General features: G+C 69.8%; 29 protein-coding genes and 1 pseudogene. 19 read left to right on the forward strand and 11 right to left on the reverse strand.

The window, feature by feature from the left end; all coding sequences use genetic code 11:
• Positions 1-352 precede the first annotated feature (352 nt).
• Positions 353-886: a hypothetical protein gene (locus PBV52_RS25375; protein WP_274241304.1), complete on the forward strand. Its 534-nt coding sequence runs from the start codon at positions 353-355 to the stop codon at positions 884-886.
• Positions 887-1,140: 254 nt separating this feature from the next.
• On the opposite strand, the gene PBV52_RS25380 is transcribed toward PBV52_RS25375, so the two are convergent.
• Both PBV52_RS25380 and PBV52_RS25385 read right to left on the reverse strand, forming a co-directional pair.
• Positions 1,141-2,367 (reverse strand): pyridoxal phosphate-dependent aminotransferase, encoded by a 1,227-nt coding sequence (locus tag PBV52_RS25380; RefSeq protein WP_274241305.1) that lies wholly within the window; start codon positions 2,365-2,367, stop codon positions 1,141-1,143.
• Between the two features lie 5 nt (positions 2,368-2,372).
• Positions 2,373-2,543, reverse strand: a complete 171-nt coding sequence (locus PBV52_RS25385; RefSeq protein ID WP_274241306.1) for a hypothetical protein — start codon at positions 2,541-2,543, stop codon at positions 2,373-2,375.
• 131 nt (positions 2,544-2,674) lie between these two features.
• Here PBV52_RS25385 and PBV52_RS25390 point away from each other — a divergent pair, with 131 nt between their 5' ends.
• Positions 2,675-3,025 (forward strand): helix-turn-helix transcriptional regulator, encoded by a 351-nt coding sequence (locus PBV52_RS25390; RefSeq protein WP_274241307.1) that lies wholly within the window; start codon positions 2,675-2,677, stop codon positions 3,023-3,025.
• An 87-nt stretch (positions 3,026-3,112) separates the two neighbouring features.
• Here the strand turns inward: PBV52_RS25390 and PBV52_RS25395 are convergent, their stop codons facing one another.
• Positions 3,113-4,201, reverse strand: a complete 1,089-nt coding sequence (locus tag PBV52_RS25395; protein WP_274241309.1) for a permease — start codon at positions 4,199-4,201, stop codon at positions 3,113-3,115.
• An 89-nt stretch (positions 4,202-4,290) separates the two neighbouring features.
• Between PBV52_RS25395 and PBV52_RS25400 the strand changes: the two genes are divergently transcribed.
• From PBV52_RS25400 to PBV52_RS25410, 3 genes are all read left to right on the forward strand, one after another.
• Positions 4,291-4,659: a metalloregulator ArsR/SmtB family transcription factor gene (locus tag PBV52_RS25400; protein WP_274241310.1), complete on the forward strand. Its 369-nt coding sequence runs from the start codon at positions 4,291-4,293 to the stop codon at positions 4,657-4,659.
• Positions 4,660-4,893: 234 nt separating this feature from the next.
• A complete protein-coding gene (locus PBV52_RS25405) occupies positions 4,894-5,148 on the forward strand; it encodes a hypothetical protein (RefSeq protein ID WP_274241311.1) in 255 nt (84 codons plus the stop codon).
• Between the two features lie 56 nt (positions 5,149-5,204).
• Positions 5,205-6,785 (forward strand): GNAT family N-acetyltransferase, encoded by a 1,581-nt coding sequence (locus PBV52_RS25410; RefSeq protein ID WP_274241312.1) that lies wholly within the window; start codon positions 5,205-5,207, stop codon positions 6,783-6,785.
• Positions 6,786-6,888: 103 nt separating this feature from the next.
• On the opposite strand, the gene PBV52_RS25415 is transcribed toward PBV52_RS25410, so the two are convergent.
• Positions 6,889-7,860: a helix-turn-helix transcriptional regulator gene (locus PBV52_RS25415; protein ID WP_306801447.1), complete on the reverse strand. Its 972-nt coding sequence runs from the start codon at positions 7,858-7,860 to the stop codon at positions 6,889-6,891.
• A 350-nt stretch (positions 7,861-8,210) separates the two neighbouring features.
• Here PBV52_RS25415 and PBV52_RS25420 point away from each other — a divergent pair, with 350 nt between their 5' ends.
• From PBV52_RS25420 to PBV52_RS25440, 5 genes are read left to right on the forward strand one after another with little or no spacing between them, the layout of a single operon-like run.
• Entirely contained in the window at positions 8,211-8,720 is a 510-nt protein-coding gene (locus tag PBV52_RS25420; protein WP_274241314.1) for a hypothetical protein, read from the forward strand.
• A gap of 34 nt (positions 8,721-8,754) precedes the next feature.
• A complete protein-coding gene (gene aroA, locus PBV52_RS25425) occupies positions 8,755-10,056 on the forward strand; it encodes a 3-phosphoshikimate 1-carboxyvinyltransferase (protein ID WP_274241316.1) in 1,302 nt (433 codons plus the stop codon).
• Entirely contained in the window at positions 10,053-11,576 is a 1,524-nt protein-coding gene (gpmI, locus tag PBV52_RS25430) for a 2,3-bisphosphoglycerate-independent phosphoglycerate mutase (RefSeq protein ID WP_274241317.1), read from the forward strand. The genes aroA and gpmI overlap by 4 nt, the downstream gene beginning before the upstream one ends.
• On the forward strand, positions 11,573-11,917 hold the full coding sequence (locus PBV52_RS25435) for a hypothetical protein (RefSeq protein ID WP_274241318.1): 345 nt from the start codon (positions 11,573-11,575) through the stop codon (positions 11,915-11,917). Before gpmI ends, PBV52_RS25435 begins: the two co-directional genes overlap by 4 nt.
• Positions 11,914-12,621, forward strand: a complete 708-nt coding sequence (locus tag PBV52_RS25440; RefSeq protein WP_274241319.1) for a hypothetical protein — start codon at positions 11,914-11,916, stop codon at positions 12,619-12,621. The genes PBV52_RS25435 and PBV52_RS25440 overlap by 4 nt, the downstream gene beginning before the upstream one ends.
• 45 nt (positions 12,622-12,666) lie before the next feature.
• Here the strand turns inward: PBV52_RS25440 and PBV52_RS25445 are convergent, their stop codons facing one another.
• On the reverse strand, positions 12,667-13,077 hold the full coding sequence (locus PBV52_RS25445; protein WP_274241320.1) for a metalloregulator ArsR/SmtB family transcription factor: 411 nt from the start codon (positions 13,075-13,077) through the stop codon (positions 12,667-12,669).
• Positions 13,078-13,320: 243 nt separating this feature from the next.
• Here PBV52_RS25445 and PBV52_RS25450 point away from each other — a divergent pair, with 243 nt between their 5' ends.
• From PBV52_RS25450 to PBV52_RS25460, 3 genes are all read left to right on the forward strand, one after another.
• A complete protein-coding gene (locus PBV52_RS25450) occupies positions 13,321-14,244 on the forward strand; it encodes a phosphate ABC transporter substrate-binding protein (RefSeq protein ID WP_274241321.1) in 924 nt (307 codons plus the stop codon).
• Positions 14,245-14,381: 137 nt separating this feature from the next.
• Positions 14,382-16,106, forward strand: a complete 1,725-nt coding sequence (pstC, locus tag PBV52_RS25455; protein ID WP_373922025.1) for a phosphate ABC transporter permease subunit PstC — start codon at positions 14,382-14,384, stop codon at positions 16,104-16,106.
• Positions 16,094-16,768 (forward strand): ATP-binding cassette domain-containing protein, encoded by a 675-nt coding sequence (locus PBV52_RS25460; protein WP_274241323.1) that lies wholly within the window; start codon positions 16,094-16,096, stop codon positions 16,766-16,768. Before pstC ends, PBV52_RS25460 begins: the two co-directional genes overlap by 13 nt.
• Before the next feature lie 65 nt (positions 16,769-16,833).
• Here PBV52_RS25460 and trxB read toward each other — a convergent pair whose 3' ends face one another.
• Entirely contained in the window at positions 16,834-17,835 is a 1,002-nt protein-coding gene (trxB, locus tag PBV52_RS25465) for a thioredoxin-disulfide reductase (RefSeq protein ID WP_274241324.1), read from the reverse strand.
• A 7-nt stretch (positions 17,836-17,842) separates the two neighbouring features.
• Entirely contained in the window at positions 17,843-18,274 is a 432-nt protein-coding gene (locus tag PBV52_RS25470; RefSeq protein WP_274241325.1) for an arsenate reductase ArsC, read from the reverse strand.
• Positions 18,275-18,373: 99 nt separating this feature from the next.
• Here PBV52_RS25470 and PBV52_RS25475 point away from each other — a divergent pair, with 99 nt between their 5' ends.
• The 3 genes from PBV52_RS25475 to PBV52_RS25485 are packed head-to-tail and all read left to right on the forward strand — an operon-like array spanning position 18,374 to position 20,573.
• On the forward strand, positions 18,374-18,688 hold the full coding sequence (locus tag PBV52_RS25475; protein WP_274241326.1) for a helix-turn-helix transcriptional regulator: 315 nt from the start codon (positions 18,374-18,376) through the stop codon (positions 18,686-18,688).
• A gap of 56 nt (positions 18,689-18,744) precedes the next feature.
• A complete protein-coding gene (locus tag PBV52_RS25480) occupies positions 18,745-19,521 on the forward strand; it encodes an MIP/aquaporin family protein (protein WP_274241327.1) in 777 nt (258 codons plus the stop codon).
• Positions 19,518-20,573, forward strand: coding sequence for an ArsO family NAD(P)H-dependent flavin-containing monooxygenase (locus tag PBV52_RS25485; protein WP_274241328.1), 1,056 nt, complete (start codon positions 19,518-19,520; stop codon positions 20,571-20,573). Before PBV52_RS25480 ends, PBV52_RS25485 begins: the two co-directional genes overlap by 4 nt.
• Positions 20,574-20,914: 341 nt before the next feature.
• On the opposite strand, the gene PBV52_RS25490 is transcribed toward PBV52_RS25485, so the two are convergent.
• A complete protein-coding gene (locus tag PBV52_RS25490) occupies positions 20,915-21,283 on the reverse strand; it encodes a helix-turn-helix transcriptional regulator (RefSeq protein WP_274241329.1) in 369 nt (122 codons plus the stop codon).
• Between the two features lie 109 nt (positions 21,284-21,392).
• Between PBV52_RS25490 and PBV52_RS25495 the strand changes: the two genes are divergently transcribed.
• Positions 21,393-22,742 carry an NAD(P)-binding domain-containing protein gene (locus tag PBV52_RS25495; protein ID WP_274241330.1) on the forward strand — a complete coding sequence of 450 codons (1,350 nt, stop codon included), beginning with the start codon at positions 21,393-21,395 and terminating at the stop codon, positions 22,740-22,742.
• Positions 22,743-22,884: 142 nt separating this feature from the next.
• Here the strand turns inward: PBV52_RS25495 and PBV52_RS25500 are convergent, their stop codons facing one another.
• Both PBV52_RS25500 and PBV52_RS51805 read right to left on the reverse strand, forming a co-directional pair.
• Positions 22,885-23,235 (reverse strand): ASCH domain-containing protein, encoded by a 351-nt coding sequence (locus PBV52_RS25500; protein WP_274241331.1) that lies wholly within the window; start codon positions 23,233-23,235, stop codon positions 22,885-22,887.
• Positions 23,232-23,558, reverse strand: coding sequence for a hypothetical protein (locus PBV52_RS51805; RefSeq protein WP_373921904.1), 327 nt, complete (start codon positions 23,556-23,558; stop codon positions 23,232-23,234). The genes PBV52_RS25500 and PBV52_RS51805 overlap by 4 nt, the downstream gene beginning before the upstream one ends.
• 27 nt (positions 23,559-23,585) lie before the next feature.
• Between PBV52_RS51805 and PBV52_RS51810 the strand changes: the two genes are divergently transcribed.
• Together PBV52_RS51810 and PBV52_RS25510 are read left to right on the forward strand one after the other, a co-directional pair.
• Entirely contained in the window at positions 23,586-23,819 is a 234-nt protein-coding gene (locus PBV52_RS51810; RefSeq protein ID WP_373921905.1) for a hypothetical protein, read from the forward strand.
• A gap of 19 nt (positions 23,820-23,838) precedes the next feature.
• A pseudogene (locus PBV52_RS25510) lies at positions 23,839-24,123 on the forward strand (VOC family protein); the annotation flags it as partial.
• 242 nt (positions 24,124-24,365) lie between these two features.
• On the opposite strand, the gene PBV52_RS25515 reads toward PBV52_RS25510, so the two are convergent.
• A complete protein-coding gene (locus tag PBV52_RS25515; protein ID WP_274241332.1) occupies positions 24,366-25,274 on the reverse strand; it encodes an aminoglycoside phosphotransferase family protein in 909 nt (302 codons plus the stop codon).
• Between the last annotated feature and the right edge of the window lie 93 nt (positions 25,275-25,367).

Consider the following 25,367-nt stretch of genomic DNA (forward strand, 5'->3'; position numbering starts at 1 on the left):
CGGATAGCTTCTGACCTGGGCATATGTGCTCCGGTGTGGAGCTCGGGAGCGCAGGATCGCACCGCTGTTGACCGTGGTTTACCGGTCTTACGGGCATGCTATGCACGCCGTCGACTCGAAGGCGTGGAGGGTCCCTCTTGGTGGCTGGCGAGCGGACGCGCTCTGGGAGCGGGCGTTCGTCGGGAGGGTGCCGTTGCAGGAGCACATAGAGGAGGCTCAGCGGCGACCGAACAACTCGGGGCGGAGGTGGCTTGGAGCGGCCCCCGCAACGCGGGCCTGCTGCAGTTTCGGAACATCCTGTCGAACCGGACAGCTCGTAGTCTGGCGCTGAATCGAACAGAGGGTGGGGGTCGTGGACGTACCGTACGTCGTCGGGGACTGGCAGGAGTATCGGTCCAAGAACTGGCTCGGTCTGCGCGTGCGGGTGCACAGCCTCAAGAAGGGCGAGCCGGCACGTGGGCGCAACAGCGAGGCGAAGGGGCTGACGTATGTCGTCTTCCAAGTCACGTTCGAGAACCGCAGCTCCACACACTTTTCCATCGACCTGTACGAACACCTTCGCCACGTCGAAGTGCGCGTGGGGCGTGACGGGCACGGGGCGTTCGTGGACGAGCGTGGCTCCGACGGCATTCGGGACTTCAACCTCTACCCGCAGCGCCGGGCCACGGCCACGATCTACGTCGCCGCGCCCGCTGCCCGGCTCAAGCAGATGGACATTCAGATCAGCCCGGAGATCGACGGGGAGCCTGCGTTCGGGTACGTATGGGTCGGCGGCCTCGGTGTTCACGAGGGCTCGACGAGTGCGGGATCCCGTGCGTCGACGGCTGAGTCCGGTGTCGCTCGCGAGGTGGAGCGCTTCCTGCAGGACAGCGCGCCCAACGACTGACGATCGCGGCTTGGAGGCAGCTTCATGCGTGACTGGGGCGACAGTCCTCGTGCCTCCAGATGCGCGGGGTGGCCAGACCTGCCCGGGCCAGGGGGTCATGAAGGGCGAGGGCTCGCCTAGGAGGAGCTTGCGCAGCGCCAGGCGGATACGCGACAGAACTCGGCGACGTGGCGATGTGGCGATGTGGCGATGTGGATGCAGGCATGGCCCCCAGTGCGAGTGCTGCGAGAAGGGGGCTTGGTGTATCAGCGCCATCACTTATGTGGGGCCAGCGTCGCTACGAAGTCCTTGACCCGCCCCAACGCCTCGACCAGCCGTTCCGTCGGCACCGTGTACGAGATCCGTACGTGATCCGGGGCCGCGAAGTCCGAGCCGGGGACCACCGCCACGTTGGCGCGACGCAGCACCAGCGCTGCGAAGTCGGCAGCGGAGTCGATGACTTGGCCATCGATAGCCGATCCGTACGTGCCCGAGACGTCGGCGAAGAGGAAGAAGGCGCCGTGGGCGTCCGCGTCGACCGTCACGCCGGGGATTTCGGCGAGGGCGTCGAGGGTGAGGCCGCGACGGTGGTCGAGCTCCTCGCGCCGCTTGGCGAGTTCGGCGTCCAGGTCTGCCGCCAGGGCCCCGAGCGCGGCCCGTTGGGAGACGGAGGACGGGGCCGAGGCGGTGTGGCTCTGGACGGAGGCGATCGTCGACGCCACGGCGACCGGTGCCGCGACCCAGCCGATACGCCATCCCGTCATCGCGTACGTCTTCGAGACCCCGCCGATCGTCAGCGTGCGAGCCGCTATCTCCGGGCCCAGCGCCGCGACGCTCGTGAAAGGCGTGTCGCCGTACACCCAGTGGTCGCAGATCTCGTCGCTGATGATGGTCAGGTCGTGCTCGACGGCGAGTTGGGCCAGTTCTGTCAGTTCGGCCTTGCTGTAGACCACGCCGGAGGGGTTTGCCGGGCTGTTCAGGAGCAGGACCCGGGTACGAGGTGTGAGTGCCGCCCGGATGCGGTCGGGGGCGATCTTCAGGCGGGCGTCCGGCGCGGGGTGCACCGCGACCGGGGTGCCGCCGGCGAGGCGCACCATGTGGGGGTAACTCACCCAGTACGGCGCCGGGATGAGGACCTCGTCCCCCGGCTCCAGGAGCACGGTGAAGGCGTAGTGCAGGGCCTGCTTGGCGCCCGCCGTCACGACGATCTCGTCGCGTGTGTACGTCGTGCCGTGGCGGTTCAGGTGCGTGGCGACGGCCGTGCGCAGATCCGGGATGCCGGCGGCCGGGGTGTAGCGGGTGAAGTCCTCCTGGATCGCGGCGATCGCCGCCTGGGCCGCCGGTTCGACCGTGGGGAAGGCCGGTTCGCCGCTGGTCAGGTTGATCACGTCCACCCCGGACGCGATGAGGGCCTTGGCGTGGGCGTCCAGGGCGGCTGTGGCGGATGGCGGGACTTGGGCCGCGCGCCGGGCCAGGCGGATGGTGGGGGCTTCGGTCGTCATCGCACTCAGCCTCGCGGGAGCAGTGCTACGTGGGCCTCGACCGCACGGCGGTGCTCTACGGCCCGTGTGGTGGCGTCGGTGACCTGGGAGCACGAGTCACAGAACTCGACGCGGGCGGAGCGCGAGCCCCGGAGGGCGCTCAGCGAGTGGCGGACCGAGCGGAGAAGCTTCGGCATGACGAACCCCTTTCATCGATGACTGTCGATGGATCGAGTCTCCCATGACATATCGATGAGCGTCAATGGGTTCATGGCTGGAGCCTGCCCGCTATGGACGAAAGCCCGGCCGATCCGCCAGATTGGGGCGCATGATCGAGTCGCCGCCCCCTGTCTCCGATGTCTCCGCCGCCTCCTGCTGCGGCGTACCTCTGACCCCGGATCAGGCCGCGGAGATGGCCGTCGTGCTGAAGGCGCTCTCCGATCCCGTACGGCTGCGGATCGCGAGCATCGTGGCGTGCTGCGAGGTCGGTGAGATCTGTATGGGCGACATCGCGGCGGAGTTCGACGTCTCCGGGCCGACCATCAGCCATCACCTGCGCAAGCTGCGGGAGGCCGGCGTGCTCGCCTCTGAGCGCAGGGCCACCGAGGTGTACTACTCGGTGCGACCTGAGCGACTGGGGACCGTCATGGGGCAGTTGGCGAGCCTGGGGTTGGCCTGAGCGGCGGAGTCGCATACGACTGCGGCCCGCCCCTCATTCGAGAGGCGGGCCGTTGCCGTCAGCGTGCGTGTGGTGCTGTCGTGATCGTCAGAGCCAGAGCGGCGCGAGGTAGCCGGTCGCGATTGCGCCGGTGAGCAGGATGCCGACCACCAGGGCGACGACGCGGATGCGGGCGATGAGGAGCATGCCGCTGATGGCGCCGATGCTGGTGCCCGCGCCGGTGATCAGGAAGGCGAGAGCGGGTCCCGGGCCCAGGCCGCCGTGCATCAGGGCGGCGACCAAGGGAAGGGAGCCCTCGGAGTTGAGGTAGATCGGGATGCCGAGGAGGGCGGAGACCGGCACGGCGAGCAGGGAGTCGCCGCCGAGGAGTGAGGTGAGGGTGCTGGTGGGGATGGCCTCGATGATCAGCCAGCCGATGGCGGCGAAGCCGAAGAAGTACAGGGCGAGGCGACGCGAGGTCGTCTTCAGTTCGCTTGCGAACTCCGCCAGCTTGTAGCGCTTGACCCAGCTCACCTCGACCGGGGCGGGGGTGGTGGGCTTGGTCGGCGCAGGGCGGGTCAGCAGTGCGGTGCGGGCGAGGCCGGGGGTGGGGAGGGGTACTGAACCGCCGCCGCCCGCAGGGCCCTCGTCGGAGGTCGAGCCGCAGCAACCGCCTTCGTCGGCCTGGTCCTTCGGCTTCGTCTCCTCGACCGTGCCGCAGCACGACACCTCGCCCGACGTCATACGGGCCTGGTTCGCCAGCCAGCCGGTCTTCTCGATCAGCCAGGTGAGGGCGCCTGCGAAGACGCCGATCACTATCGCGGCCACGAAGAAGGTGGTGGCGAAGGAGAAGCCGAACAGGCCGGTCGAGTAGACGTACTCCTCGGGGCTGGTCAGGGGCGAGGAGACCATGAAGGCCACGACCGGCGCCCAGGGGACGCTGGACGCGAGCGCGCCGAGCACGACCGCTGTCGTACCGCAGGAGCAGAACGGCGTCAGGGTCGCCAGCAGGATCGCGCCGCCGATCGCGAGCCAGGTCCGGCGGCGGAGCCAGGACGAGAGGCGGTCGGCGCCGACGTAGACCGGGATGGCCGACGCGACCACGACGCTGATCAGCAGGTACGGCCAGTTGTCGGTGAACGAACCCCATACGTCGAGGGCTGTGCGCCTCAGGACGTCCAGCACTGTTTCCAGCACGATGCACTCCAACTCATTGACGGCTGTCGATGGATTAAAGGTTATTGATCTATCGATGACTGTCAATGGGTTTTGGGAATTATTCATCGATGGCCATCGTTGGGTCGGGTATGCCGACACCCGTCTCCGAGCTCTGTTGCTCGCCGGTCCTGGCCGGACCGCTCACGCCCGAGGCCGCAGAGGACCTAGCCACCGCCCTGAAGGTGCTGGCCGATCCCGCCCGTCTGCGGCTGCTGGGGATGATCCGCAGTCAGCCGGAGGGGGAGGCGTGCACCTGCGACCTCACCGAGCCGCTGGGGCTCAGTCAGCCGACTGTGTCCCACCATCTGAAGGTGCTGTTCGAGGCGGGCTTCCTGGAGCGCGAGAAGCGCGGGCGCCAGACCTGGTACAGGATCGCGCCGGACAGTCTCAGCGTGCTGTGCCAGGTGCTGGATCCGAGCGTGTTGCAGGTGTCGTAGCAGACCAGCGCGTACGTCGAGGGCCGTCGGCAGCTTCTGCCGGCGGCCCTTTCGCTTGCCCGCAGGCAGGTGTGTGCCAGGCGCGTTTCCTGCCTGCGGTGATCTCTTCCGCACCGGTTCCGGCTCGGGAAAACTCATGACCACCGGGAGGGCGGCAAGCCCCCCGGGACGCGGGAAGGACGCACGGAGCGCCTCCCGGTACTGAAGCCACCTGCCATGTCTTGGGGGAGAGCCATGTCTGTTTCGTGTACCTCGAAGCGAGTTACCGCCGTCCGTCTGTTCGCCGGGCTCGGCCTGGCCGCGAGTGCCGCCTTCGGCGGCGCCGCCACCTCGGTCCAGGGCACCGGTGCCGGATGGGACAGTGCGCCGGCCTCGACCCTCGCCGGTGCCGGCTGGGACTCCGAGGCGTCCACCGTCACGCTCGCCCAGGGCGCCGGCTGGGACTCCGTCGTGGCCGGCGCGTCCACCGACGGTGCGGCCTGGGACTAGCCGAACCGCCGCAGCACACCACCCACTTACCCACGTAGGAAAAGGAGTTACGAGAGATGAGCAGCAGCTGCTGCGGGACCGTCGCCGAGGTCGAGGCGCCCGCGATCGTCGTCCTGGCCCCCGAACCCGAGTCCTCCGGCTGCTGCGGGCCCGCGCCTGAGCCGGAGACCACTGGCTGCTGCATCGCCGAGGTCGCCGAGGCCGAGCCGGAGTCCTCCGGTTGCTGCACCTCCCAGGCGGCCGAGCCCGAGCCGGAGGCCGACTCCTGCTGCGGCACCCCCGAACCCGTGGCCGTCTCCTGCTGCGGCACCGCGCAGGAACCTGCCGAGGCCCCGGCGACCGTCCTCGCCGGCCTGACCCTCGACGAAGCCCTCGACCACTTGGGCGGCTCCGTCCCGCACGCAACCAACCCCTCCCCGTACCTGCACCCGAGCTGGCTCAGGGCCACCGAGGTCAGCATGGACGGTGCCAAGCCCTGGCACACGGTCGCCCGGCGCGGCGGGGGCGAGGGCGCCGAGACCGCGTTCCTGCCCGGCTACCTCTTCGACGCCGACCCGCTGGTCGACGTGGACCCCCGCACCTACCTCGGCTGGCAGCCGAAGAGCGGCGAGACCGCCTGCTGCAGCGTCACCTCCTGCTGCACCGACACCGTGAGCCAGGTCGAGGCACTGGGTACCGAGCCCTTCTTCCCCGCGCTGCTGCTCGGCTCACCGCTCGGCTACCGCAGCGAGACGGCCGCGTCCGTCGAGGACCCGCTGCTCGTCGCCGACCTCGTCGACCGTGTCGTACCCGCCGCCCTCGAGGCCGGTGCGCGCTCGATCGTCGCGCCGTGGCTGCGGGACGACGCGCTCAGCGAGACGCTCGCGCTGGCCCTGCAGGCGTACGGCGCAGACATCGCCTTCCACGGAGAGGACAACCAGCTCCAGCTGGCCCACGACAGCTACGACGCCTACCTCGCCTCCCTGCCCGCCCGTAAGCGGCGCCGTATCAAGGAGGACCGCGACCGTGCCGCCGCCTCCCCGGCCCGCATCGAGCGCCTCGACGGCGAGCAGCTGCGGCCGCTGGTGGGCCGTATCGCCGAACTGACCTCCCTCAACCGGCAGAAGTACGACGGCGGCGAGGACTCCGCGCACATCGCGGCGCTGCTCACGGGCATGCTCGACGGCGGAGTCGACGTACGCGCCTATCTCGCCTTCCTGGACGAGGAGGTGGTCGCCTCGCTCGTGACCCTCCGTCAGGGGAAGCTGCTGATCATCAAGTGGGCGGGCTTCGACTACGAGGCCATCGGCGAGCGCAGCGGGCTGTACTTCGAGCTGGTCCTCGACCGCCCCCTGCGGGACGCGTACGCCGAGGACGTCCAGGTCATCCAGGCCGGGCCCGGCGCCGACCAGGCCAAGCGGCTGCGTGGGTTCCAGCCGGCCCGCATCCGGTCCGCGGTGTTCGTCTCCGACGCGTCGCTCCGTGACCAGGTCGCCCAGCTGCACACCGCCTACGCCGAGGCCCGCCGCGAGGCGCTGGGCGCGTCCGCCGACCAGGAGCCGACGACCGCGATCGGCCGGCTGAAGGCGAAGCTGCGGGGCAACACCGCGTACGAGCCCGTCAAGCCCCTTCAGCCCGAGGGCGGTTGCTGCGGCTGATCCGAAGACCGAACTACAACTCCACACCCTCGAATCCACACCCTCGAAGAGCCGGTCCGGTGCGCCCCTGCGCACCGGGCCGGCCTCTGCCATGGGCGGACGTTCAGTCCGTCCAGCCGGCCTTGCTCGCGAGAACACCCGCCTCGAACCGGCTGCGCGCGCCCAGCCGTCCCATGAGCTCGGACACGATCCGGCGCTCCGTGCGCAGCCCTATGCCGAGCTTCTTCGCCGCGATCTCGTCCGTCGCGCCCTGCGTGAGCTGACGCAGGAGTTCCCGTTCCTGCGCGGTCAGGCCGGCGTCGTCGCGGTCACGGGCGCTGCCGAGCGGGGCCGCGCACCCCCAGACCTGGTCGAACAGGGCCACCAGGGCGGTCATCAGGCCGGGGCCGGTCAACTGAACGGCACCCTTCTTGGTGTTGTCCGGGTCGACCGGCAGCAGGGCGACCTCGCGGTCGAAGAGGACCATCCGGAGGGGGAGGGCGGGGACGGTGCGTACCTCGCCGCCGTTGTCGTGCAGCCAATGCGCGTATTCGACCGTGGGGTTGTCGTTGCGCACGCTGTCCAGGTAGACGGTCAGGACGCGGACGCCGCGGCGCATCAGGCCGTCGTCGAGTGGTCGGCTGGCCTCCAGGCTTGCCGCGGACTGGGCGCCGCCGGGCATGAAGGACAAGCACTCGCTCGTGGAGCGGTGGGCCAGTTCCTCGAGTCGGGCCTGAATGGCGTCGATGCCGTTGAGGTACTCGACACCGTGCCGCTCGCCGGTGCGCAACTCGGCGTACTCGCCGAGCAGCTTGCTGATGGCGGCCTGCGATTCGGCGAACTGCTGCTGCTGGGCGAGCAGTTCCGCCTGCTGCCGCTGGAGCAGGAGCTGGAAGCCCAGGTCGGGGCTGACCGGACGGAGTCCGCCCGGGGCCTGCAACGATCGGCGCAGGAGGTTGAGTTCGGCCAGCCGGTCCAGGGCCTCGCGTACGTCCGACTCGCATCGGGACAGGTGGGCCGCGATCTCGGCGACTCCCCAGTCCTGGTGCGTGAGCATCACGCGGTAGACGGCCTCAGCGTCCGCACTCAGTCCCAAACTCGCCAGCACAGCGACCCCCCGGTCTGTGTCTCAAAGGCCGAGATGACCTCGGCAGTTCATCGGCGAGCGCCGATCTTTACAGGTCAGAGAGTTGTCGACAAGGGCTGTTCACACTGCGGTCATGCGCGGTCACCGCTCTGCCTGACCGTCGTACGGCTGGAAATTACCCCTCCCAGGCAGGTGGTTGCCGGGCGCGGTTCATGCCAGCGGATATCCCTTCCACCGCTCGCACCGACTCACCAGACTGGTGATCACGAGGTGTTCGGGAATCCGGCGCAACGAATTCCACGCCTCGTCCCGCCCTTTTCCGCAAGGGAATCCATCCACCCACCACACGGAGGACAGTCATGTCCGCTGCGCGGAAAGTGCTGCGCCTGGCCAACAGGGCTGCCGCGATCGCCTTGGGCTTCTCGCCCGCCGGCGGGCACGGCTGCGGCCCGAAGTGCCGTCATGCCGAGCTGTACAGCGAGGTCACCCGGGCCGAGGCCGACCAGCACGTGTGGTCGCTACCAGGACTCGCCGCCCGGCCGGGAGGACCCATGCTCATGGCCACCGCCACCCTCGTCGCGACCGAGGGCGCCAAGCAGAGAAAGCTGGAGGCGACGGTGGTCACCGACATCGTGTGGGCGTCAGCAAAGCCCGCCGACGATCTCGAGCATGTTCACGCCCAAGCCGCTCCGGGCCGAATCGAGCTGACGTTCTTTCACCGCACACGCAACCCCGCCGAGGCGATTTCCGCCGCGGGGGAGATCTGCCTGCGCGCGCTGAATTCCAGCCCGTCGCTTGCGCATTGGCGGATCATCGCCGCCCCCCAGCTTCCCGACGCCCTGCCCGGCTCGGGCCCCCTTCCCGCGTGACCCAGATCACGCATCCACTGAGGAGATCCACCCCATGAGCGGCATCAACGACCCCCGCCTGAAGGCCGAAGAGCTCACCGTCGAGACGCTGGCCGGCATCGACCATGACGTGCAGGTCCTCGGCTCCAAGAGCTACACGAACCGGCAGATCGCCGTGGCCGCGCTGTCCGGCAAGGAGGGCGTGATCGACGGAGCGCTCATCTCCGACGACACCGTCTACTTCACCCGAGCCGTCGAGTCGTTCGGCCACGTCAGCGCCGAGATCGACTACGACGCCTACCGCATCACGTTCACCCCGACCGGCAAGCCCATGACGGCCCCGCAGGAGGAGATCTACGTCGGCGGCGCCGGCACACCGCTGCGCTTCCTCATCTCCCTGGCGGGCCTGGCCGAGGGAACCACCACCATCACCGGCAACTCCCGTATGCAGGAACGGCCGTTCGGCGACCTGCTGGCCGCGCTGCCCGCCCTCGGCGTCGACGCGGTCGCGGTACGCGGCAACGGCTCCCCGCCGATCCGCGTCACCGGCGGCAACTTCGTCGGCGGGAAGACGAAGATCTCCGGCGCGGTCTCCTCGCAGTACACTTCCTCGCTGCTGATCAGCTCCGTGCTCGCGCAGCGGGACACCGAGATCGAGATCGTCGACGAGCTGGTTTCCAAGCCGTACGTCGAGATGACGCTGGCCACCCTCGCCGAGCACGGCATCACCGTCGAGCGCGACGGATACCGCTGGTTCAAGGTGGCGGCCGGCCAGTCCTTCAAGGGCGGCCACGCGGTCGTCGAGCCGGACGCCTCGGGTCTGTCGTACTTCATCGCCGCCGCCGCGATCCTCGGCGGCCGGGTCACCATCCCCGGCATCGGCTCCGCTTCCCACCAGGGCGACGTCGGTCTGGTCGAAGTGCTCGGCCGGATGGGCGCCTTCACCGAGGTGACCGAGAACTCGGTCACGGTCAAGGGCGGGGCCCTGCACGGCATCGACGTCGACATGGAGGCCATGCCGGACGTCGTCCCGTCCCTCGCCGCTGTCGCCGCCTTCGCCGAGGGCCCGACCCGCATCACCAACATCGCGAGCCTCCGGGTCAAGGAGTGCGACCGCATCGCCGCCGTAACCACCGAGCTGCGCAAGATGGGCATCACCGTCGACGAGTACGACGACGCCATGACCATCCACGGCGGCACCCCGCACGCCGCCGTCATCGACACCTACGACGACCACCGCATCGCCATGACCTTCGCGGTGATGGGCCTGCGCGCCCCCGGCGTTGTCATCAAGGACCCGGGCTGCGTCGCCAAGTCCTTCCCGGCCTTCTGGCAGACCCTGGACGCCCTGCGATGAGCGAGGCGACCAACGGAATCCTTCTCGTCCTCGACGGATGGGGGCACGCGGAGCCCGGACCCGGCAACGCCTTGGCGGTCGCGGACATCCCTGTCCTGGACGGCATCCGCACCAAGCACCCGGCCACGCTCGTCGAGGCGTCCGGGGAGCACGTCGGCCTGCTGCCCGGCACGGTCGGCAACTCCGAGATCGGCCACATGGTCATCGGCGCAGGCCGGCCGCTGGATTACGACAGCGTCCTCGTGCAGCGGCAGATCGATACCGGCGGCCTGCGGGACAACCCGCGTCTGACCGAGGCGCTGGACGCGCTCGCGGCCGGCGGCGGCGCCCTGCACCTGATCGGGCTGGTCTCCGACGGGCAGATCCACGCCCACGTCGACCACCTCCAGGAGCTGCTCTCGATCGCCGCCGCGCGTGGCGTCGAGCGGGTCTGGGTGCACGCCGTGACCGACGGGCGCGACGTCGCCGACCGGACGGCCGGTCACTACCTCGGTCGCGTCGAGGAGTTCTTCGCCACGACCGGCGTCGGCCGCCTCGCCACGGTTTCCGGCCGCGGCTACGCACTCGACAAGAGCGGCGACCTGGAGCTGACCGCCAAGGTCACCCTGGCCATGGCCGACGGACGCGGAGCCCGCGCCCGCGACCGCGGCCAGGTCCTGGCAGGCGCCGGCGACGGCGACGTCTGGGTCACCCCGACCGTCCTCACCGACGCCGCCGGCGAACCGCTGGCGACCGTGCAGGACGGCGACGCGATCCTCTTCACCAACTTCCGCAGTGACCGCATCCAGCAGCTTGCCGACGACCTGGTCAAGCACCTCGCCGAGAACGACGTACGGATCCTCTCCCTCACCCAGTACGACACCACGGCGGACATCCCCGCCCTGGTGGGCCGCGCCGACGCCTCCGGCGGACTCGCGGACCGGCTGGAGGCCGAGGGGCTGAAGTCCGTACGGATCGCGGAGCAGGAGAAGTTCGAGCACGTCACCTACTACCTGAACGGGCGTGACGAGCGGCGCCGGGAGGTCGAGGAGCACGTCCGGATCGTCGCGGACGAGGCGCCCGACTACACCGCCCGGCCCGAGATGAACCTCGACCGAGTCGCCGACGCGGTCGTCGAGGCCGCCGGGCGGGACGACGTCGCCCTGGTCGTGGCCAACCTCGCCAACATCGACGTCGTCGGCCACACCGGCGATCACGACGCCACCGTCAGGGCCGCCGAGTTCACGGACGGCCAGGTGAACCGGATCCTGACCGCCGCCGCGGCGACCGGACGCTGGGTCCTCCTCGTCGGGGACCACGGCAACGCCGAGCGGATGACCAAGCCCGGCCCGGACGGCACACCGCTCGCGTACGGCGGTCACACCACCAACCCGGTCCCGGCGGTCGTCGTCCCCGCGCCCGGGCAGCTCCTGCCCGACACCCTCCGTGACGGCGGCAGCCTCGCCGACATCGCCCCCACCGTGCTTGCCCTGCTGGGCCGACCGAACAGCCCCACCATGACCGGACGGAGCCTGCTGTGACCACTCTCGAAACGACCACGACACCCGGCGGCGCACTCTTCGCCGGCGCCTTCGCCACCGACGCCACCCGCCGCGAGCTGCCCGCCGGACCGGCCCTGACGGCCGACCTCCGCACCAGCACCGACGGCTCGGCCCATGTCCTGACCGTCACCAACATCACGGCCGAAACGCAGGAGGTACTCCCCGAGTCCCTCCTGCCGCACGGCGACGGACCGCTGCTGTTCCTCGGCGGCGCCTCCACCACCGCTGAGCGCGACGGCCGTCTCGTCGCCCGCCTCGACCCGCACGGCTTCGTCCAGCTCGGACGCGCCCTCGACCCCTCCCAGGAGCAGCCCGCATGAGCACAACCACCGTCCCGCGCCCGCGCGTGGCCCTGATCGGGGACCACGGCAAGTCCCCGGCCCACGCCCGGCTCGACCGCTTCCGCGCCGAACTCGACGTGGACACCGAGTGGGTGCCCACCGAGACGATCACCGGCCCGGAGTCACTCGATGCCTTCCACGGCATCTGGGTCGTCCCCGGCTCCCCGTACGAGAACAAGAACGGCGTTCTGGCCGCCGTACGCCATGCCCGCGAGAGAGGCATCCCGTACCTGGGCACCTGCGGCGGCTTCCAGCACGCGCTGATCGAGTACGCCCGCACGGTTGTTGGTCTCACCGACGCCGACGACGTCCAGTACGACCCCGAGGCGCCCACGCCGCTGATCGTGCCGCTGACCTGCTGCCTCGCGGGCGAGCAGGCGCCGCTGCTGCTCACGGCGGACAGCCGGCTCGCGGCCGTCTACGACGGCGCCGAGCGCACGACGGAGACGTACCACTGCAAGTACGGCCTGAACGCGGCATTCGTCGAGCGACTCAGCGACGCGGGGGTGCTGTTCAGCGGCTGGGACACGGAAGGCGCGCCGCGGGCGGCCGAGGTGCCCGGTCACCCGTTCTTCATCGGGACGTTGTTCCAGCCGGAGTTGGTCTCCGGACCTGGTGAAATCCATCCGCTGATCAAGGCGTTCGCGGCCGAGGTGCTCGCGCACGCGACGGCCACCGTCTGACGCGCCGTTCTCCGCTTTTTCCGCTTCTTCCGCCGCCCGGGCGGGTCATGCCTCAGGTATGGCCCGCCCGGGCTTGTCTGCTTGCTCGTCCCAGATCAGGGCGTCGAGTACGGTTCGCCGCTCGGGGCTGACGGAGTACCAGGCCCACGTACCGCGCTTCCTGCGGCTCACCAGGCCGGCGTCCAGAAGGACCTTCATGTGGCCGCTGACGGTGGGCTGGGCCAGTCCCAGAAGCGGCGTCAGGTCGCAGACGCACGCCTCGCCTTCCGGGGCCGCCAGCAAGATGCTGAGAATTTGCAGCCGGGTCGGATCGGAGATGCCCTTCAGATTCCGGGCGAGGGCCTCCGCCCGTGCCCTGGGCAGTGGATCCACGTTCAGGGGCGGCCCGCAGGTCGGATCCTCGTCGATGAAGGGCAGGAGCCCCGAGGGTTGGTCGGTCACCTGTTCTGCGGGCATGTGATCACCCTACGTCCGCTCAACAGGGCGTCAGGCGCCCCATTTCAGCCTGTTCACCGATTGTTTGCCTGGCCTTAAGCCGGGCGACGGGCCTCCCGCGAGGCAGGTGGGTGCCGGGTGCGGTTGCTGCCACCCGGAACCCCTTCTCCGCCGGCCTTCCGCTGAGCAGACTCGTGATCGTCAGGGTGCTTCACCTGCCCTCAACCCTCAGTCAATTCCCTATTCACCAGCAAAGGCACACCCATGTCTGTCGTCATCGCACAGCCCCGCCATGCCTCGTCCCTGCTTGCCGGAAAGCGCACGCAGCGCGGTGTCGCCGCTGCCTCCGCGCTGCTCTTCGGAGCCCTGCTGACGGGCTGCGCGGGCTCCGCCAAGGCCGACTCCTCCACCGCGCTCCAGGCCAGCGGATCCACCACCGTTGCCCCGGTTGCGTCGGACGCCGCCGAGGCCCTCAAGTCCAAGGGCCTGAAGATCACCGTGGCCACCCAGGGCGGTTCGTCCGGCGGTATCTCCCAGCTCGGCTCGGGGCAGATCGAGGTGGCGCTGAGCTCGAAGCCCATCTCCGACGAGGACCGCAAGGCTTACCCGAAGACCGACTTCGTCCCGACGCAGATCGGCGCGGACGCGGTCGGCATCATCGTCACCAAGGAGGTCGCCGACGGCGGCGTCAAGAGCCTCACCAAGGCGCAGGTGAGGGGCCTGTTCGAGGGCAAGGTCACCAACTGGAAGCAGGTCGGCGGCCCGGACCTGGACGTCTTCGTCTACGACAAGGAGCCCGGCCGCGGCACCCGCGAGGTGCTCGACAAGTTCATCTACGGCGAGGAGGGGAAGGCCCCGGCGCCCCCGCAGTCCGACAACTACGCGATCGTCGGCGGCAACCTGGAGACCCGCAACAAGCTGGAGTCCACCCCGGGTTCCGTCGGGCCGCTGTCGACCGGCTTCATCGAGGGGCATGACGACCTGGTGGCCGTGGCTCTGGAAGGGGTCGAGCCCACCGAGGAGAACGTGGCGTCCGGCAAGTACGCCATGACCCGGCCGCTGTTCATGATCACCGACGGCAAGCCGCAGGGCGCCGCCGAGAAGTACATCGACTACGTCCTGTCGCCGGCGGGCCAGAAGCTGCTGCCCGCGCACGGCTACCTGACCCGCGAGCAGATGGGGCTCTGACCGTGAGCCTCACTCTGGAGCGTGGCCGGGCGCGCCAGTCCACGGCGCCTCCCGGATCCGCCGAGTCACGGCCGCCCGTCGAGGGCGGCCGCCGGCCCGGGCGAGCGAGATGGGTCTGGGCATGGACGTACACCGGGATGTTCTCGGTGGTCATCGCCCTGGCAGTGCTGACCGGATACCTCGCGATCGGTGTCGCGAGCGGTGACGTCGACTGGCTCGCACTGATCGGCGACCGGACGTGGAGCCCGACGAACGGCGCCTTCGGCGCCCTGGCCATGATCTACGGCTCGGCCGTCGTGGCCGTCCTCGCTCTGGTGCTGGCCGTTCCGGTCGGCTGGTCGGCGGCGATCGCGCTGTCGGAGTACCTGCCACCCCGGCTGGCCAAGCCCCTGCGGCTGAGCGTCGAACTCCTCGCGGCGGTCCCCTCCATCGTCTACGGCCTCATCGGCATCATGATGATCCGCCCGTTCGTCGCGGCGCTCGGTGACGTGCCGGGCGGCGACAGCCTGCTGGCCGCGGGCATCGTCCTCGCCGTGATGATCATGCCGACGATCGTGGCGGTCAGCGTGGATGCCCTGGCCGCCGTCCCTGCCCGCTACCGGGAGGCCGCCTACGCGCTCGGCCTGACCCGCCGTGAGGTCGTACGGTCGGCCGTACTGCCCCAGGCGCGATCGGGTCTGCGCGCCGGCGTCCTGCTCGGCCTGGCCCGGGCACTCGGCGAGGCGATTGCGGTCTTCCTGGTCGTGGGCCGCGCCGACGGAAGGCTTCCGCAGTCGCCAGGGGACTTCTTCTCGTCCCTGGTGCACCCCGGTCAGACCCTGACCACCAAGCTGGCGGGCCCGGAGCCGACGCTCGTGGGTACGTCCGGCCCTCACTTCGCCGCGCTGTGCGCGCTGGGCATCATCCTGCTCGCGTTGGTGGCGGCGGCGACGGCGTGGGGTACACGGAGAGCGGGTGCGGGTGCGGGTGCCGGTGGGGGTGTGAAGCGTGGGCATCGGCCCAGTGTGTGGCTGCGCACCGAGCGGGACCGGCTCGCGACGGCGTTCCGGCTGGGTGCCCTGCTGCTGCCGGCGACGCTCCTCGTCGGGATGCTCACCATCCTCGTGACACGGGGCAGCTCCGCGCTCCACCCGGCGTTCTGGTTCTCGTCGTCGACCGGTGCCGCCGGGGGCGGTGTGCGTGACCAGATTCTCGGCACGCTCCTGTTGCTGGCCACAACTGCCCTGATCGCGCTGCCCCTTGGCTATGGCGCGGGTGTGCTGATCGGCGCCCATGCCTCTCCGAAGACGGCACGTGTGCTGGAGACCCTCACGGTCGCGGTCGGCGGAACCCCGACGATTCTGCTGGGCCTGGCCGGATATGTCCTCTTCTCCACGGCCATGGGGTGGGGCCGGTCCTGGCTGGCCGGGGCGATAGTGCTGGTCCCGGTGGTCGTACCGGTGATCGCCCTTACGACGGCGGGCCGCATCCGGAGCATGCCGGGTGAACTCACCGAGGCGGCCCTGGCACTCGGCCTGTCCCGTACGCAGTACATCCGTTCTGTGGTCATCCCCTATACCTGGCCGGCCACTTTGACCGGTCTGCTGCTCGGCCTGGCCCGAGCCGCGGGGGAGACGGCTCCCCTGATCTTCACCGCCACGGTGTTCTTCGGGGCGCCCGCCCTGCCGAGCGGGATCGTCGACGCGCCGGTGCAGGCGCTGCCGACGCACATCTTCACCCTGTCCCAGGACTCGGGCGCCCCGGAGGCGATCACCCAGGCATGGGGCAGCGCGCTGGTCCTGGTCCTGATCACCGCGGTACTTCTCAGCCTGGCGGTGGCACTGCGCAACCGCTTCGAAGGAGCACGACGATGGACAACGTGATAGCAGTCCGCGACCTGCGGGTTCTGGACGGCCGTAAGACTCTGGTGGGACCGGTCACCTTCGAGCTGCCCGCCGGCTCGACCACCGGCCTGTGCGGTCCCTCCGGCGCCGGCAAGTCCACGGTGCTGCGCGCTCTGGTCGACCTGCTGCCCCACGGCTTGAGGCGGGACGGCGAGGTGGAGGTCCAGGGGCAGACCATCCGCTACCGCAAGGGCGACTCCGGTCTGCGGAGCACGGTCGTGCTGGTGCCGCAGACACCGGTCGTCTTCGGCGGGAGCATCCAGGACAACGCCCTGTTCGGCCTGCGGCACTTGGTGCGCGCGTCGCGGTCGGAGCTGCGTGACAGGGTAGAACAGGCGCTGAAGGAGGCGGGGTTGTGGAGCGAGGTCCGGGGGAGGCTGGACGACTCGGCTCACTCGCTCTCCAACGGTCAGCGTCAACGGCTGTGCCTCGCACGTGCCTTGGCTCTGGAACCGGCGGCGCTGTTGCTGGACGAACCCACCAGTGCTCTGGACGAGCGGAGCCGGGACACGGTGGAGGAGTCGGTGGCCGCGCTGAGAGGCAACCGCACGGTTCTCCTCGTATCGCACGATCCGGGGCAGGTGGAGCGGCTGTGTGACCGGACGGTGCGGCTGGAGCTGCCGGAGGCGGTGGCGGTCTGAGCGGGGAAAGGGAACCGGGCCTGGTCCGTCGTGGAGCAAACACGACGGGCCGGGCCCGGGGTCTGTCATGCGACGGGTGTGAGGACTTCCGCTCGTACGTCGGCCAGCGCGGCCAGGTACCGCTCGGCGTCCAGCGCCGCCGAGCACCCGGAGCCGGCCGCGGTGATGGCCTGCCGGTAGATGTGGTCGACCACGTCGCCGGCACCGAAGACGCCCGGGAGGCTCGTCCGGGTGGTCGGGGCCTGGGTCTTGAGGTAACCCTCGTCGTCCAACTCCAACTGGTCGGCGATGAGTTCGGTACGCGGGTCATGGCCGATGGCGATGAACAGCCCCGTCACGTCCAGCTCGCGAGTGGCGCCGGTGTTCACGTCACGCAGGACGACGCCGGAGAGCATCCCGCCGCTCTCCCTGATCTCGGCGACCTCGCTGTCGAAGGCGAAGGCGATCTTCTCGTCGGCGAAGGCGCGGTTCTGCATGGCCTTGGAGGCGCGCAGAGTGGAACGGCGGTGGACGACGGTGACGGAGCGGGCGAAGCGGGTGAGGAAGGTGGCCTCCTCCATGGCGGTGTCGCCGCCGCCGACCACGACGATGTCGCGGTCGCGGAAGAAGAACCCGTCGCAGGTGGCGCACCAGGACACGCCCCGCCCGGACAGCTCGTCCTCCTTGGCCAGCCCGAGCTTCCGGTAGCCGGAGCCGGTGGCGATGATCACGGCCTTGGCGCGGTGCACGGTTCCGGCGGAGTCGGTCAGCAGCTTGATGTCACCGGTCAGGTCCACGGAGACGATGTCGTCGTCGATCATCTCGGCGCCGAACTTCTCCGCCTGGGCCCGCATGTTGTCCATGAGGGCCGGGCCGTCGATCCCGTCGGGAAAGCCGGGGAAGTTCTCGACCTCGGTGGTCGTGGTGAGCGAGCCGCCGACGAATATGGAGCTGCCGAACAGCAGGGGCTTGAGCTGGGCGCGGGCGGTGTAGAGAGCCGCGGTGTACCCGGCCGGTCCGGACCCGATGATGATGACCTCGCGCACGTCCTCGGCGTCGGACGGGGTGGTCGTCGTGGTGGTCGTCATGGCGCGGTCAGCTCTCCTGCGTCTTCTGATTCTTGGCGTCGATCTCGGCGACGAGCCCCTCGATGAGGCCCTTGATCTCGTCCCGGATGGGGCGTACGGCTTCCACGCCCTGCCCGGCCGGGTCGTCCAGCTGCCAGTCGAGGTAGGTCTTGCCGGGGAAGTACGGGCAGGCGTCGCCGCAGCCCATGGTGATGACGTAGTCCGACGCCTGGACGGCCTCGGGGGTGAGGACCTTCGGCTCCTGGTCGGAGATGTCGATGCCCAGCTCGCCCATGGCAGCCACGGCGGAGGGGTTGACCTGGTCGCCGGGGAGCGAGCCGGCAGAGCGGACCTCGACTCGGTCGCCCGCCAGGTGACGGAGGAACCCGGCGGCCATCTGGGAGCGGCCCGCGTTGTGGACGCAGACGAAGAGCACGGACGCGAGCGGGGTGTCGGACATCGGTTCTTCCTTTGTGGCAGGCGGGCCTCGTGACATGTGCGGCAGCCACGGCTCAGCCCGGACTGGTATCAGTCCTTGGTGATGTGACAGTATCAGTCCATGCTGACGTCAGTCGACACTGATCTGATGCGGGTTCTGGCAGACCCGCTCCGCCTCCAGATCGTCACCCTGCTCGCCAAGGAGACGCTCTGCTCCACGCACCTGATTGAGGAGACGGGGGCGAAGCAGACCAACCTCTCCAACCATCTGAAGGTGCTGAGAGAGGCGGGTGTGGTGGAGACGGAACCGTGCGGTCGGTTCACCTACTACCGGCTCAAGCCGGAGGTCATCGCCACGCTGGCCGGCCAGTTCACCGAGCTCGCGGAGACCGCGCGCGCCACTGCCGAGAACAACGTCAAGCGGTCCTGCCCCTGACGACCGTCCGTCCCTACGGCGACTGCCATGAAGGCGACTGCAATGAAGGAGTCCTGTTGACCGCCACTGAGGCCGCCGAGCACGACAGAGCCGGTGAGACCGCGATAGCCACTGAGCCGCAGCCCGCGCCGGGCGCCACCCCGCCCCGTACCCCGCTGACCGCCCGGGCCGCGGCCGAACTGCTCGGCACCGCGCTGCTCGTGGCGATCGTGGTCGGCTCCGGCATCCAGGCGACCGAGCTGACGCGGGACGTCGGGGTGCAGTTGTTGGCGAACTCGCTCGCCACTGTCTTCGGCTTGGGGATCCTGATCCTGCTGCTGGGCCCGGTGTCCGGGGCGCACTTCAATCCGGTGGTCACGCTGGCGGAGTGGTGGACGGCGCGGCGGGGCGGCGACGGCGTCACGGCTCGCGAGGTCGCCGCGTACGTTCCCGCGCAGGTCGTCGGTGCGATCGCGGGCGCGGTGCTGGCGGACGCGATGTTCGGCGAGCCTCTGGTGAAGTGGTCCACGCACGACCGCTCGGCAGGTCATCTGCTGCTGGGCGAGGTGGTGGCGACCGCCGGGCTCATCCTGCTGATCTTCGGCCTGGCGCGGACGGACCGGCTGCGGTTCGCGCCGGTGGCCGTGGCCTCGTACATCGGCGCGGCGTACTGGTTCACGTCGTCGACGTCCTTCGCCAACCCTGCGGTGACCATCGGCCGGGCCTTCACCGACACCTTCGCGGGTATCGCGCCGGGTTCGGTGCTGGGATTCGTGGGCGCTCAGCTCGCCGGCGGGGTGGTCGGCCTGGCGCTGGTGGCGGTCATCTTCATGCCGGGGCGGCCGGCCGAATGACGCGCAGGACACAGGTGGTGGTGATCGGCGGCGGCCAGTCCGGCATCGCCGCGGGGTACCACCTGCGCCGCCTCGGCCTGGACTTCGTCATCCTCGACGCCCAGACCGCGGCGGGCGGCGCCTGGCAGCACACCTGGGACTCGCTGCACCTGTTCTCGCCGGCGGCTTTCTCCTCCCTGCCGGGCCGGCTGATGCCGCCGCAGTCGGGGGAGGAGTACCCGGATGCCGGGCATGTGGTGTCGTACCTGCGGGACTACGAGAAGCGCTACGAGCTGCCGATCGAGCGCCCGGTGCGGGTGCTCGGCGTGCACCGGGACGGTGAACTCCTGCGCGTGGACACCGACTCCGGGATGTGGCACGCCCGTGCGGTGATCAGCGCGACCGGCACCTGGTGGCGCCCTTTCCTCCCCGCCGTCCCGGGGCGCGAGGTCTTCGAGGGCCGTCAGCTGCACACGGTGGAGTACCGCAGTCCGCACGACTTCGCCGGGCAACGCGTGGTGGTGATCGGCGGCGGCAACTCCGGCGCCCAGATCGCCGCCGACCTCGCCTACGACACCCAGCTGACCTGGGCCACCCCACGCCCGCCCCGCTACCTGGCCGACGACATCGACGGCCGAGCCCTCTTCGATGCCGCCACCGCCCGCCGCCGCGCCCTCGACGAGGGCCGCACGGACACGGGCGGCGTCGCTTCGCTGGGCGACATCGTGGCCGTACCGCCCGTGCGCGAGGCCCGCGACCGGGGCCTGCTCAAGGCGAGCCCGATGTTCGCCCGCCTCGTGCCGGGCGGTGTCGAGTGGCCCGACGGCACCCGCTCCGAGGCCGACGCGATCATCTGGTGTACGGGCTTCCGTCCCGCCCTGTCCCACCTGGCCCCGCTCCAACTCCGAGGCCGGCACGGACACATCGCCGTGGAGGGCACCCGTGCGGTCGATGAGCCCCGCCTGCACTTGCTGGGTTACGGGGACTGGGCCGGTCCGGCCTCGGCGACCCTGATCGGCGTCGGGCGTCCGGCACGCGAGGCGGCACGCGCGATCGCGGATCTCGTCCGCTGATCTCCAAGGCCATGGCCCCTCGGTGGACGCTGCGGAAGGTGTCGCTCCCGTCGTCCGGCATCAGCCGGAGCCGAGGCTGGTCCGCCTTCGGGGCGTCCAGCGAGAACACGCGCTGGAAGAGCTTCGTCTCCCCCACGTCACGCCGCCCGATCGTCCCCGAGACGGGCGCGGACTTCCGCGTCCCGCTGGAGGGCCGCATCGGCCCTTTGGGCGGCCTCCCGATGCTGAGACCAGCGGTTTACTCGGGTGTTCGCCGAGCTGTCGATCTCCGTGCGCCACCGCGGCAGCACCCGGTCGAGGATCTGCTCCACCACGTGGGCGCCGGCGAGGGGCGGGTGGGTTCAGTCCGAGGTCTTCAGCATCTGCCCCATCGCGGCGATCACCGACGGCTGCACCCGGTAGTACACCCACGTCCCGCGCCGCTCGCAGGTCAGCAGCCCGGCTTCCCTGAGCTTCTTCAGATGGTGGGACACGGTCGGCTGCGAGACGCCGACGTCGGAGATGTCGCAGACGCACGCCTCGCCGCCCTCGTGCGAGGCGACCAGCGAGAACAACCGCAGCCGCACCGGATCGCCCAGAGCCTTGAACATCCGGGCGGTCGTCTCGGCCTCGTCGGCTGTCAGGGGCCGTTCGGTCAGTGGCGGGCAGCATGGCGCCACGACCTCGGGGGCCTCGGGTTCCAGCAGCGGCAGCGCCTTCACGTTGGACATGCCTTCAGTTTGACACATGTCTATGTTGACATCCATCGATTTAAGAGTGATGCTGACTGCATCCTGTATCGACGAATGTCGAAACACTCGCTCGCTTCTGGAGGACTCCATGGACGACCTGCCCGTCGTGGTCATCGGCGCCGGCCCCATCGGCCTGGCTGCCGCCGCCCACCTCGTCGAGCGTGGCCTCGAACCTCTGGTCCTGGATGCCGGCCCGACCGCGGGGAGCGCCGTGCGCGAGTGGTCGCACGTTCGGCTGTTCTCCACGTGGGGCGAGGTTATCGACCCCGCGGCGGAGAAGCTGCTGGCTCCGACTGGCTGGATCCGCCCCGATGCCACCGCGTACCCGACGGGCGGCGACTGGGCCGAGCGCTACCTTCAGCCGCTCGCCGACGCCCTCGGCGACAAGGTCCGCTACGGCGCGACGGTGACCGGCGTCGCCCGCACCGGCCGTGACCGCATCGTCGACGCGGGCCGCGCTGAGCAGCCCTTCACCGTGCACATCACGACCTCGGACGGTCGCGAGGAACGGCTCACCGCCCGCGCCGTCATCGATGCCTCCGGCACTTGGGCGACCCCTTCGCCGATGGGCGCGGACGGCCTCCCCGCGCTCGGCGAGAAGACGGCCGCCGCCCGCATCACCTACCGCGTGCCCGACCTCGACGACCCGGCCGTACGCGCCCGTTACGCGGGCAGACGCACCGCCGTCGTCGGCTCCGGCGCCTCCGCCTTCACCGCCCTCGCCCTTCTCGCCGACCTGGCAAAGGAGGAAGAGGGCACCCACGCGGTGTGGATCCTGCGCCGGGGCATCGGCGCGAACACGTACGGCGGCGGCGAGGCCGACCAGCTCCCCGCGCGAGGAGGGCTGGGCCTGCGGGCCAAGGCCGCCGTCGAGGCCGGCCACGCGAGCGCGACGACGGGCTTCCGTACACAGGCTGTGGAACGCGACGACGACCGGCTGGTCCTCGTCGCGGAGGACGGCCGACGCCTTGCCCCGGTCGACGAGGTCATCGTCCTGACCGGCCTCCGGCCCGACCTCTCCTTCCTCTCCGAGCTCCGCCTCGGCCTCGACGAACGCCTCCAGGCCCCGACCGCACTCGCCTCGCTGATCGACCCGAACGTGCACTCCTGTGGCACGGTCTACCCGCACGGCGTGAAGGAGCTCTCCCACCCCGAGCAGGGCGTCTACCTGGTCGGCATGAAGTCCTACGGCCGCGCCCCGACGTTCCTCGCCATGACCGGCTACGAGCAGGTCCGCTCCATCGCGGCCGCGATCGCCGGCGACCAGGAGTCCGCCGAACGAGTCGAACTCACCCTCCCGGAGACCGGCGTCTGCGGCGGCGCGGGCCTGTTCGACGAGCCGGAGAGCACCGAGCAGTCCGGCGGCGGATGCTGCGCTGCCCCCACCACCCTCCAGATCGGCGCTGCCGCCCCGACCACCACGTCTGGCGGCTGCTGAACACCCCACCCAACCCAAGGAGGTTCGCCATGTCCCGCGTACAGCTAGCCCTACGCGTCCCGGATCTCGACGCATCCATCGCCTACATGTCTGAAGAGGCGCGGCAGGTCCATTCTCATGAGCCATGCCCAAGGACTGAGGGCTAGGGCAGGCTGATCTCGATGGCGAGAGCGCCGAGCGATTCCTTCGCAGGGGGGTAGATGGCGCGGATGTCGGCCAGTTGCTCGTCGCGGGTGGCGGTCGGGTTGACGTTGGCCGGCCCCTCCCCGTCGAGGAGGGCTTCGAAGTCGGTGTACTCGGTGACCCGAACGACCTTCACCTTGCAGGTTTCGTCGGTGCCCTTGATGCGGAAGCGGATGGTGTCGCCAGCGGCGAGATCGGTGAGGTGCGGGTATTTCACCCGTACCTCGATGGTCTTGGTGCCCGCGGCGACGAGGTCGAAGTACTGGCGGTAGAGGTTGAGTTCGCGAACGCGGGCGGTGGCGTCGGTCATGGCGCGGGAACGCTCCTGGGTGCTGGTGCGGTCATCATGCGTCCGACCTCGGAGGCCGAATACGAGCGGAAGAAATGGCGGGGGTCGGACAGTAACGTCGTGGTCAGGGCCAGCAACTGGTCGGCGTACTCGGTGATGCTGCCGGGCTGAGCGCGGGTAAGGCCGACCGCCTGCAGAGCCTCGTCGATGAGGAGCGAGCCGAAGACCCAGTCGCCACCTTTGACCATGACGTGCAGGATGCCGCCCTCTCGCGGGTTGGTCAGAGCGAGCTCCTTGACGAGATTGCGGTACAGGGTGGCCAGGTCGAGATAGGCGCCGGACATGGGCGTGACGGTGGTCCGGTACGGGCCATGGTGGAGGCAAACGGCGGCGACGGTGGCGGTGTCGCGGTCGGTGAGGTGGGCGTGGGTGCGTTCGGCGTGCTTCTCGGCCCAGCCGCATCCCGCGTGCGGGCAGGGGATGCGCAGGCGTCGGGACAGGGCGGTGAACAGGGGCTGGTAGAGGGCGTCGACGAGGTCGGTCAGGGCCTGTGCGTCGACGGCCTGGGCGTATGCCCGTGCATCCGAAAGGGCAAGCAGGGATGAGCCAAGGAGTGCCAGTGCCGGAGCATCAGCAGCGCCAGATCACATCGACCCCGTGGGACGTGGACCGAGGGTGTGGTTCCAGCAGGTTCCGGAGGCGAAGGTCGCCAAGACCCGGTGGCACCTCGACTTGAAGGTCGGTGGGGGCCGTGACGTCCCACTGGACGTCCGCACACAGCGAGTCAAGGCTGCGGTGGAGCGGCTGGTCAAAGCTGGTGCCACCGTGCTGCGGATCAAGGCTGAGCCGGACACGGGGCTCTACGCCGCCGCCATGGACCCCGAGGGCAACGAATTCGACGTCGTCTGAGGGCCGTTGCGACGGTGCGCGTACTCCTTGAGTACTGCTTGACGCGTACGCGGATGCCCAGCCGTGTGAGTGGCCCGCGCTCCAGCGCGCGCGACTCGCCGAGGAACTCGCCATCCTTCTTTTCCTGTGGCCGCCTCTTCGCCGCGTTCAACGATTCTCTCGCTTTAGCTCGGGTGCGCCGAAGGGGGCGCGAACTCGCGGAACGCTGGGTGGAGGCAAGGCAGTAGGTGCCCCGGCGCCCCCTACGGGAGTGGTGGATGCTCCGCCACGATGCGTTCCAAGGAGCGTCGGCCCATACGACTCATGGGCGGGTTGCTTTCGATGTAGTACCAGACCAACCCCATGGCTTGGGCGAAGGCCCACGCCCTGCCCCGCTCCCATTCAACGTCGTCGCACCCCAGGCGATCGCGGAGAACCCGCCGCGGCCCGGCATCGAGCAAATGCCATGCGCTCACGAGATCCAGAGAAGGATCAGCCGGCCCGAAGCCGCCGACATCAAGGATCCCCGCTAGCCGGCCGGCGGACACGAGCACGTTGCCGGGAATCAGGTCACCGTGTGTCATCACGTCCTCCGTGGCACCGCGCGGCAGTTCGCGCAGCGTTGCCCAGAGGTGGCGAAGCCGGGGAACATCCAGGAGCTGCTCGCTGCGTTCGAAGCAGGTCTCCATCCACGCGTCGTGGGATCGCAGGTCGCCTCCCCGGCCTGGGCCGGCAAAGGTGCGACCACGTGTGTCGATTGCGCGTAGGTCGCTGATGAGATCGGCCAAGTCGTGGGCGAACGCGAGCGATTCGCCTGGATCCTCGTCGTCGGCCACGATCCCGGGCAGCCACGTCTGTACCGACCACGGAAGGGGATAGTCCGCCCCGGGTCTGCCCAGCGCGACGGGCTCGGGCGTGGGGAAACGCGTACGCCCCGCCAACTCGCGAGCCGCTTCGACCTCGGATTCCAGTTGGCGCCGCATCGACTCGACGTCCGCGGACTCAAGAGGGAATCGAGCTGTGAACCGATCGCCAATGCGGAAGATGGCGTTGACCGTCCCGAAGGAGGTGATGCTCCTGATCGGCAGGCTCCGCCATTCAGGAAACTGCTGATCCACCAGTATGCGCACTGTCTCAGGCGACACCGTCAGCTGGTTGGCGTGCATCTTCACGGTGGAAGCATCAATGCCACGATCTTCAACTGCAATCAATTTTCCCGGCCTGGCCCCGCTGGCCGAGCCGCGGGCGATGAGGCGAACGTGTCG

The sequence above is a fragment of the Streptomyces sp. T12 genome (genome assembly GCF_028736035.1).
Lineage (GTDB): Bacteria > Actinomycetota > Actinomycetes > Streptomycetales > Streptomycetaceae > Streptomyces.

What these genes read in the sequence shown, in the direction of transcription:
- PBV52_RS25470 (WP_274241325.1), bottom strand. Translation starts at nt 18,274, where the DNA reads ATGTCCGACACCCCGCTCGCGTCCGTGCTCTTCGTCTGCGTCCACAAC.
- PBV52_RS25380 (WP_274241305.1), bottom strand. Translation starts at nt 2,367, where the DNA reads ATGACGACCGAAGCCCCCACCATCCGCCTGGCCCGGCGCGCGGCCCAA.
- PBV52_RS25410 (WP_274241312.1), top strand. Translation starts at nt 5,205, where the DNA reads ATGAGCAGCAGCTGCTGCGGGACCGTCGCCGAGGTCGAGGCGCCCGCG.
- PBV52_RS25475 (WP_274241326.1), top strand. Translation starts at nt 18,374, where the DNA reads ATGCTGACGTCAGTCGACACTGATCTGATGCGGGTTCTGGCAGACCCG.
- PBV52_RS25390 (WP_274241307.1), top strand. Translation starts at nt 2,675, where the DNA reads ATGATCGAGTCGCCGCCCCCTGTCTCCGATGTCTCCGCCGCCTCCTGC.
- PBV52_RS25440 (WP_274241319.1), top strand. Translation starts at nt 11,914, where the DNA reads ATGAGCACAACCACCGTCCCGCGCCCGCGCGTGGCCCTGATCGGGGAC.
- PBV52_RS25495 (WP_274241330.1), top strand. Translation starts at nt 21,393, where the DNA reads ATGGACGACCTGCCCGTCGTGGTCATCGGCGCCGGCCCCATCGGCCTG.
- PBV52_RS25450 (WP_274241321.1), top strand. Translation starts at nt 13,321, where the DNA reads ATGTCTGTCGTCATCGCACAGCCCCGCCATGCCTCGTCCCTGCTTGCC.
- gpmI (WP_274241317.1), top strand. Translation starts at nt 10,053, where the DNA reads ATGAGCGAGGCGACCAACGGAATCCTTCTCGTCCTCGACGGATGGGGG.
- PBV52_RS25500 (WP_274241331.1), bottom strand. Translation starts at nt 23,235, where the DNA reads ATGACCGACGCCACCGCCCGCGTTCGCGAACTCAACCTCTACCGCCAG.
- PBV52_RS25405 (WP_274241311.1), top strand. Translation starts at nt 4,894, where the DNA reads ATGTCTGTTTCGTGTACCTCGAAGCGAGTTACCGCCGTCCGTCTGTTC.
- pstC (WP_373922025.1), top strand. Translation starts at nt 14,382, where the DNA reads ATGTTCTCGGTGGTCATCGCCCTGGCAGTGCTGACCGGATACCTCGCG.
- PBV52_RS25485 (WP_274241328.1), top strand. Translation starts at nt 19,518, where the DNA reads ATGACGCGCAGGACACAGGTGGTGGTGATCGGCGGCGGCCAGTCCGGC.
- PBV52_RS25490 (WP_274241329.1), bottom strand. Translation starts at nt 21,283, where the DNA reads ATGTCCAACGTGAAGGCGCTGCCGCTGCTGGAACCCGAGGCCCCCGAG.
- trxB (WP_274241324.1), bottom strand. Translation starts at nt 17,835, where the DNA reads ATGACGACCACCACGACGACCACCCCGTCCGACGCCGAGGACGTGCGC.
- PBV52_RS51805 (WP_373921904.1), bottom strand. Translation starts at nt 23,558, where the DNA reads ATGTCCGGCGCCTATCTCGACCTGGCCACCCTGTACCGCAATCTCGTC.
- PBV52_RS25445 (WP_274241320.1), bottom strand. Translation starts at nt 13,077, where the DNA reads ATGCCCGCAGAACAGGTGACCGACCAACCCTCGGGGCTCCTGCCCTTC.
- PBV52_RS25460 (WP_274241323.1), top strand. Translation starts at nt 16,094, where the DNA reads ATGGACAACGTGATAGCAGTCCGCGACCTGCGGGTTCTGGACGGCCGT.
- PBV52_RS25385 (WP_274241306.1), bottom strand. Translation starts at nt 2,543, where the DNA reads ATGCCGAAGCTTCTCCGCTCGGTCCGCCACTCGCTGAGCGCCCTCCGG.
- PBV52_RS51810 (WP_373921905.1), top strand. Translation starts at nt 23,586, where the DNA reads ATGGTGGAGGCAAACGGCGGCGACGGTGGCGGTGTCGCGGTCGGTGAG.
- aroA (WP_274241316.1), top strand. Translation starts at nt 8,755, where the DNA reads ATGAGCGGCATCAACGACCCCCGCCTGAAGGCCGAAGAGCTCACCGTC.
- PBV52_RS25400 (WP_274241310.1), top strand. Translation starts at nt 4,291, where the DNA reads ATGGCCATCGTTGGGTCGGGTATGCCGACACCCGTCTCCGAGCTCTGT.
- PBV52_RS25420 (WP_274241314.1), top strand. Translation starts at nt 8,211, where the DNA reads ATGTCCGCTGCGCGGAAAGTGCTGCGCCTGGCCAACAGGGCTGCCGCG.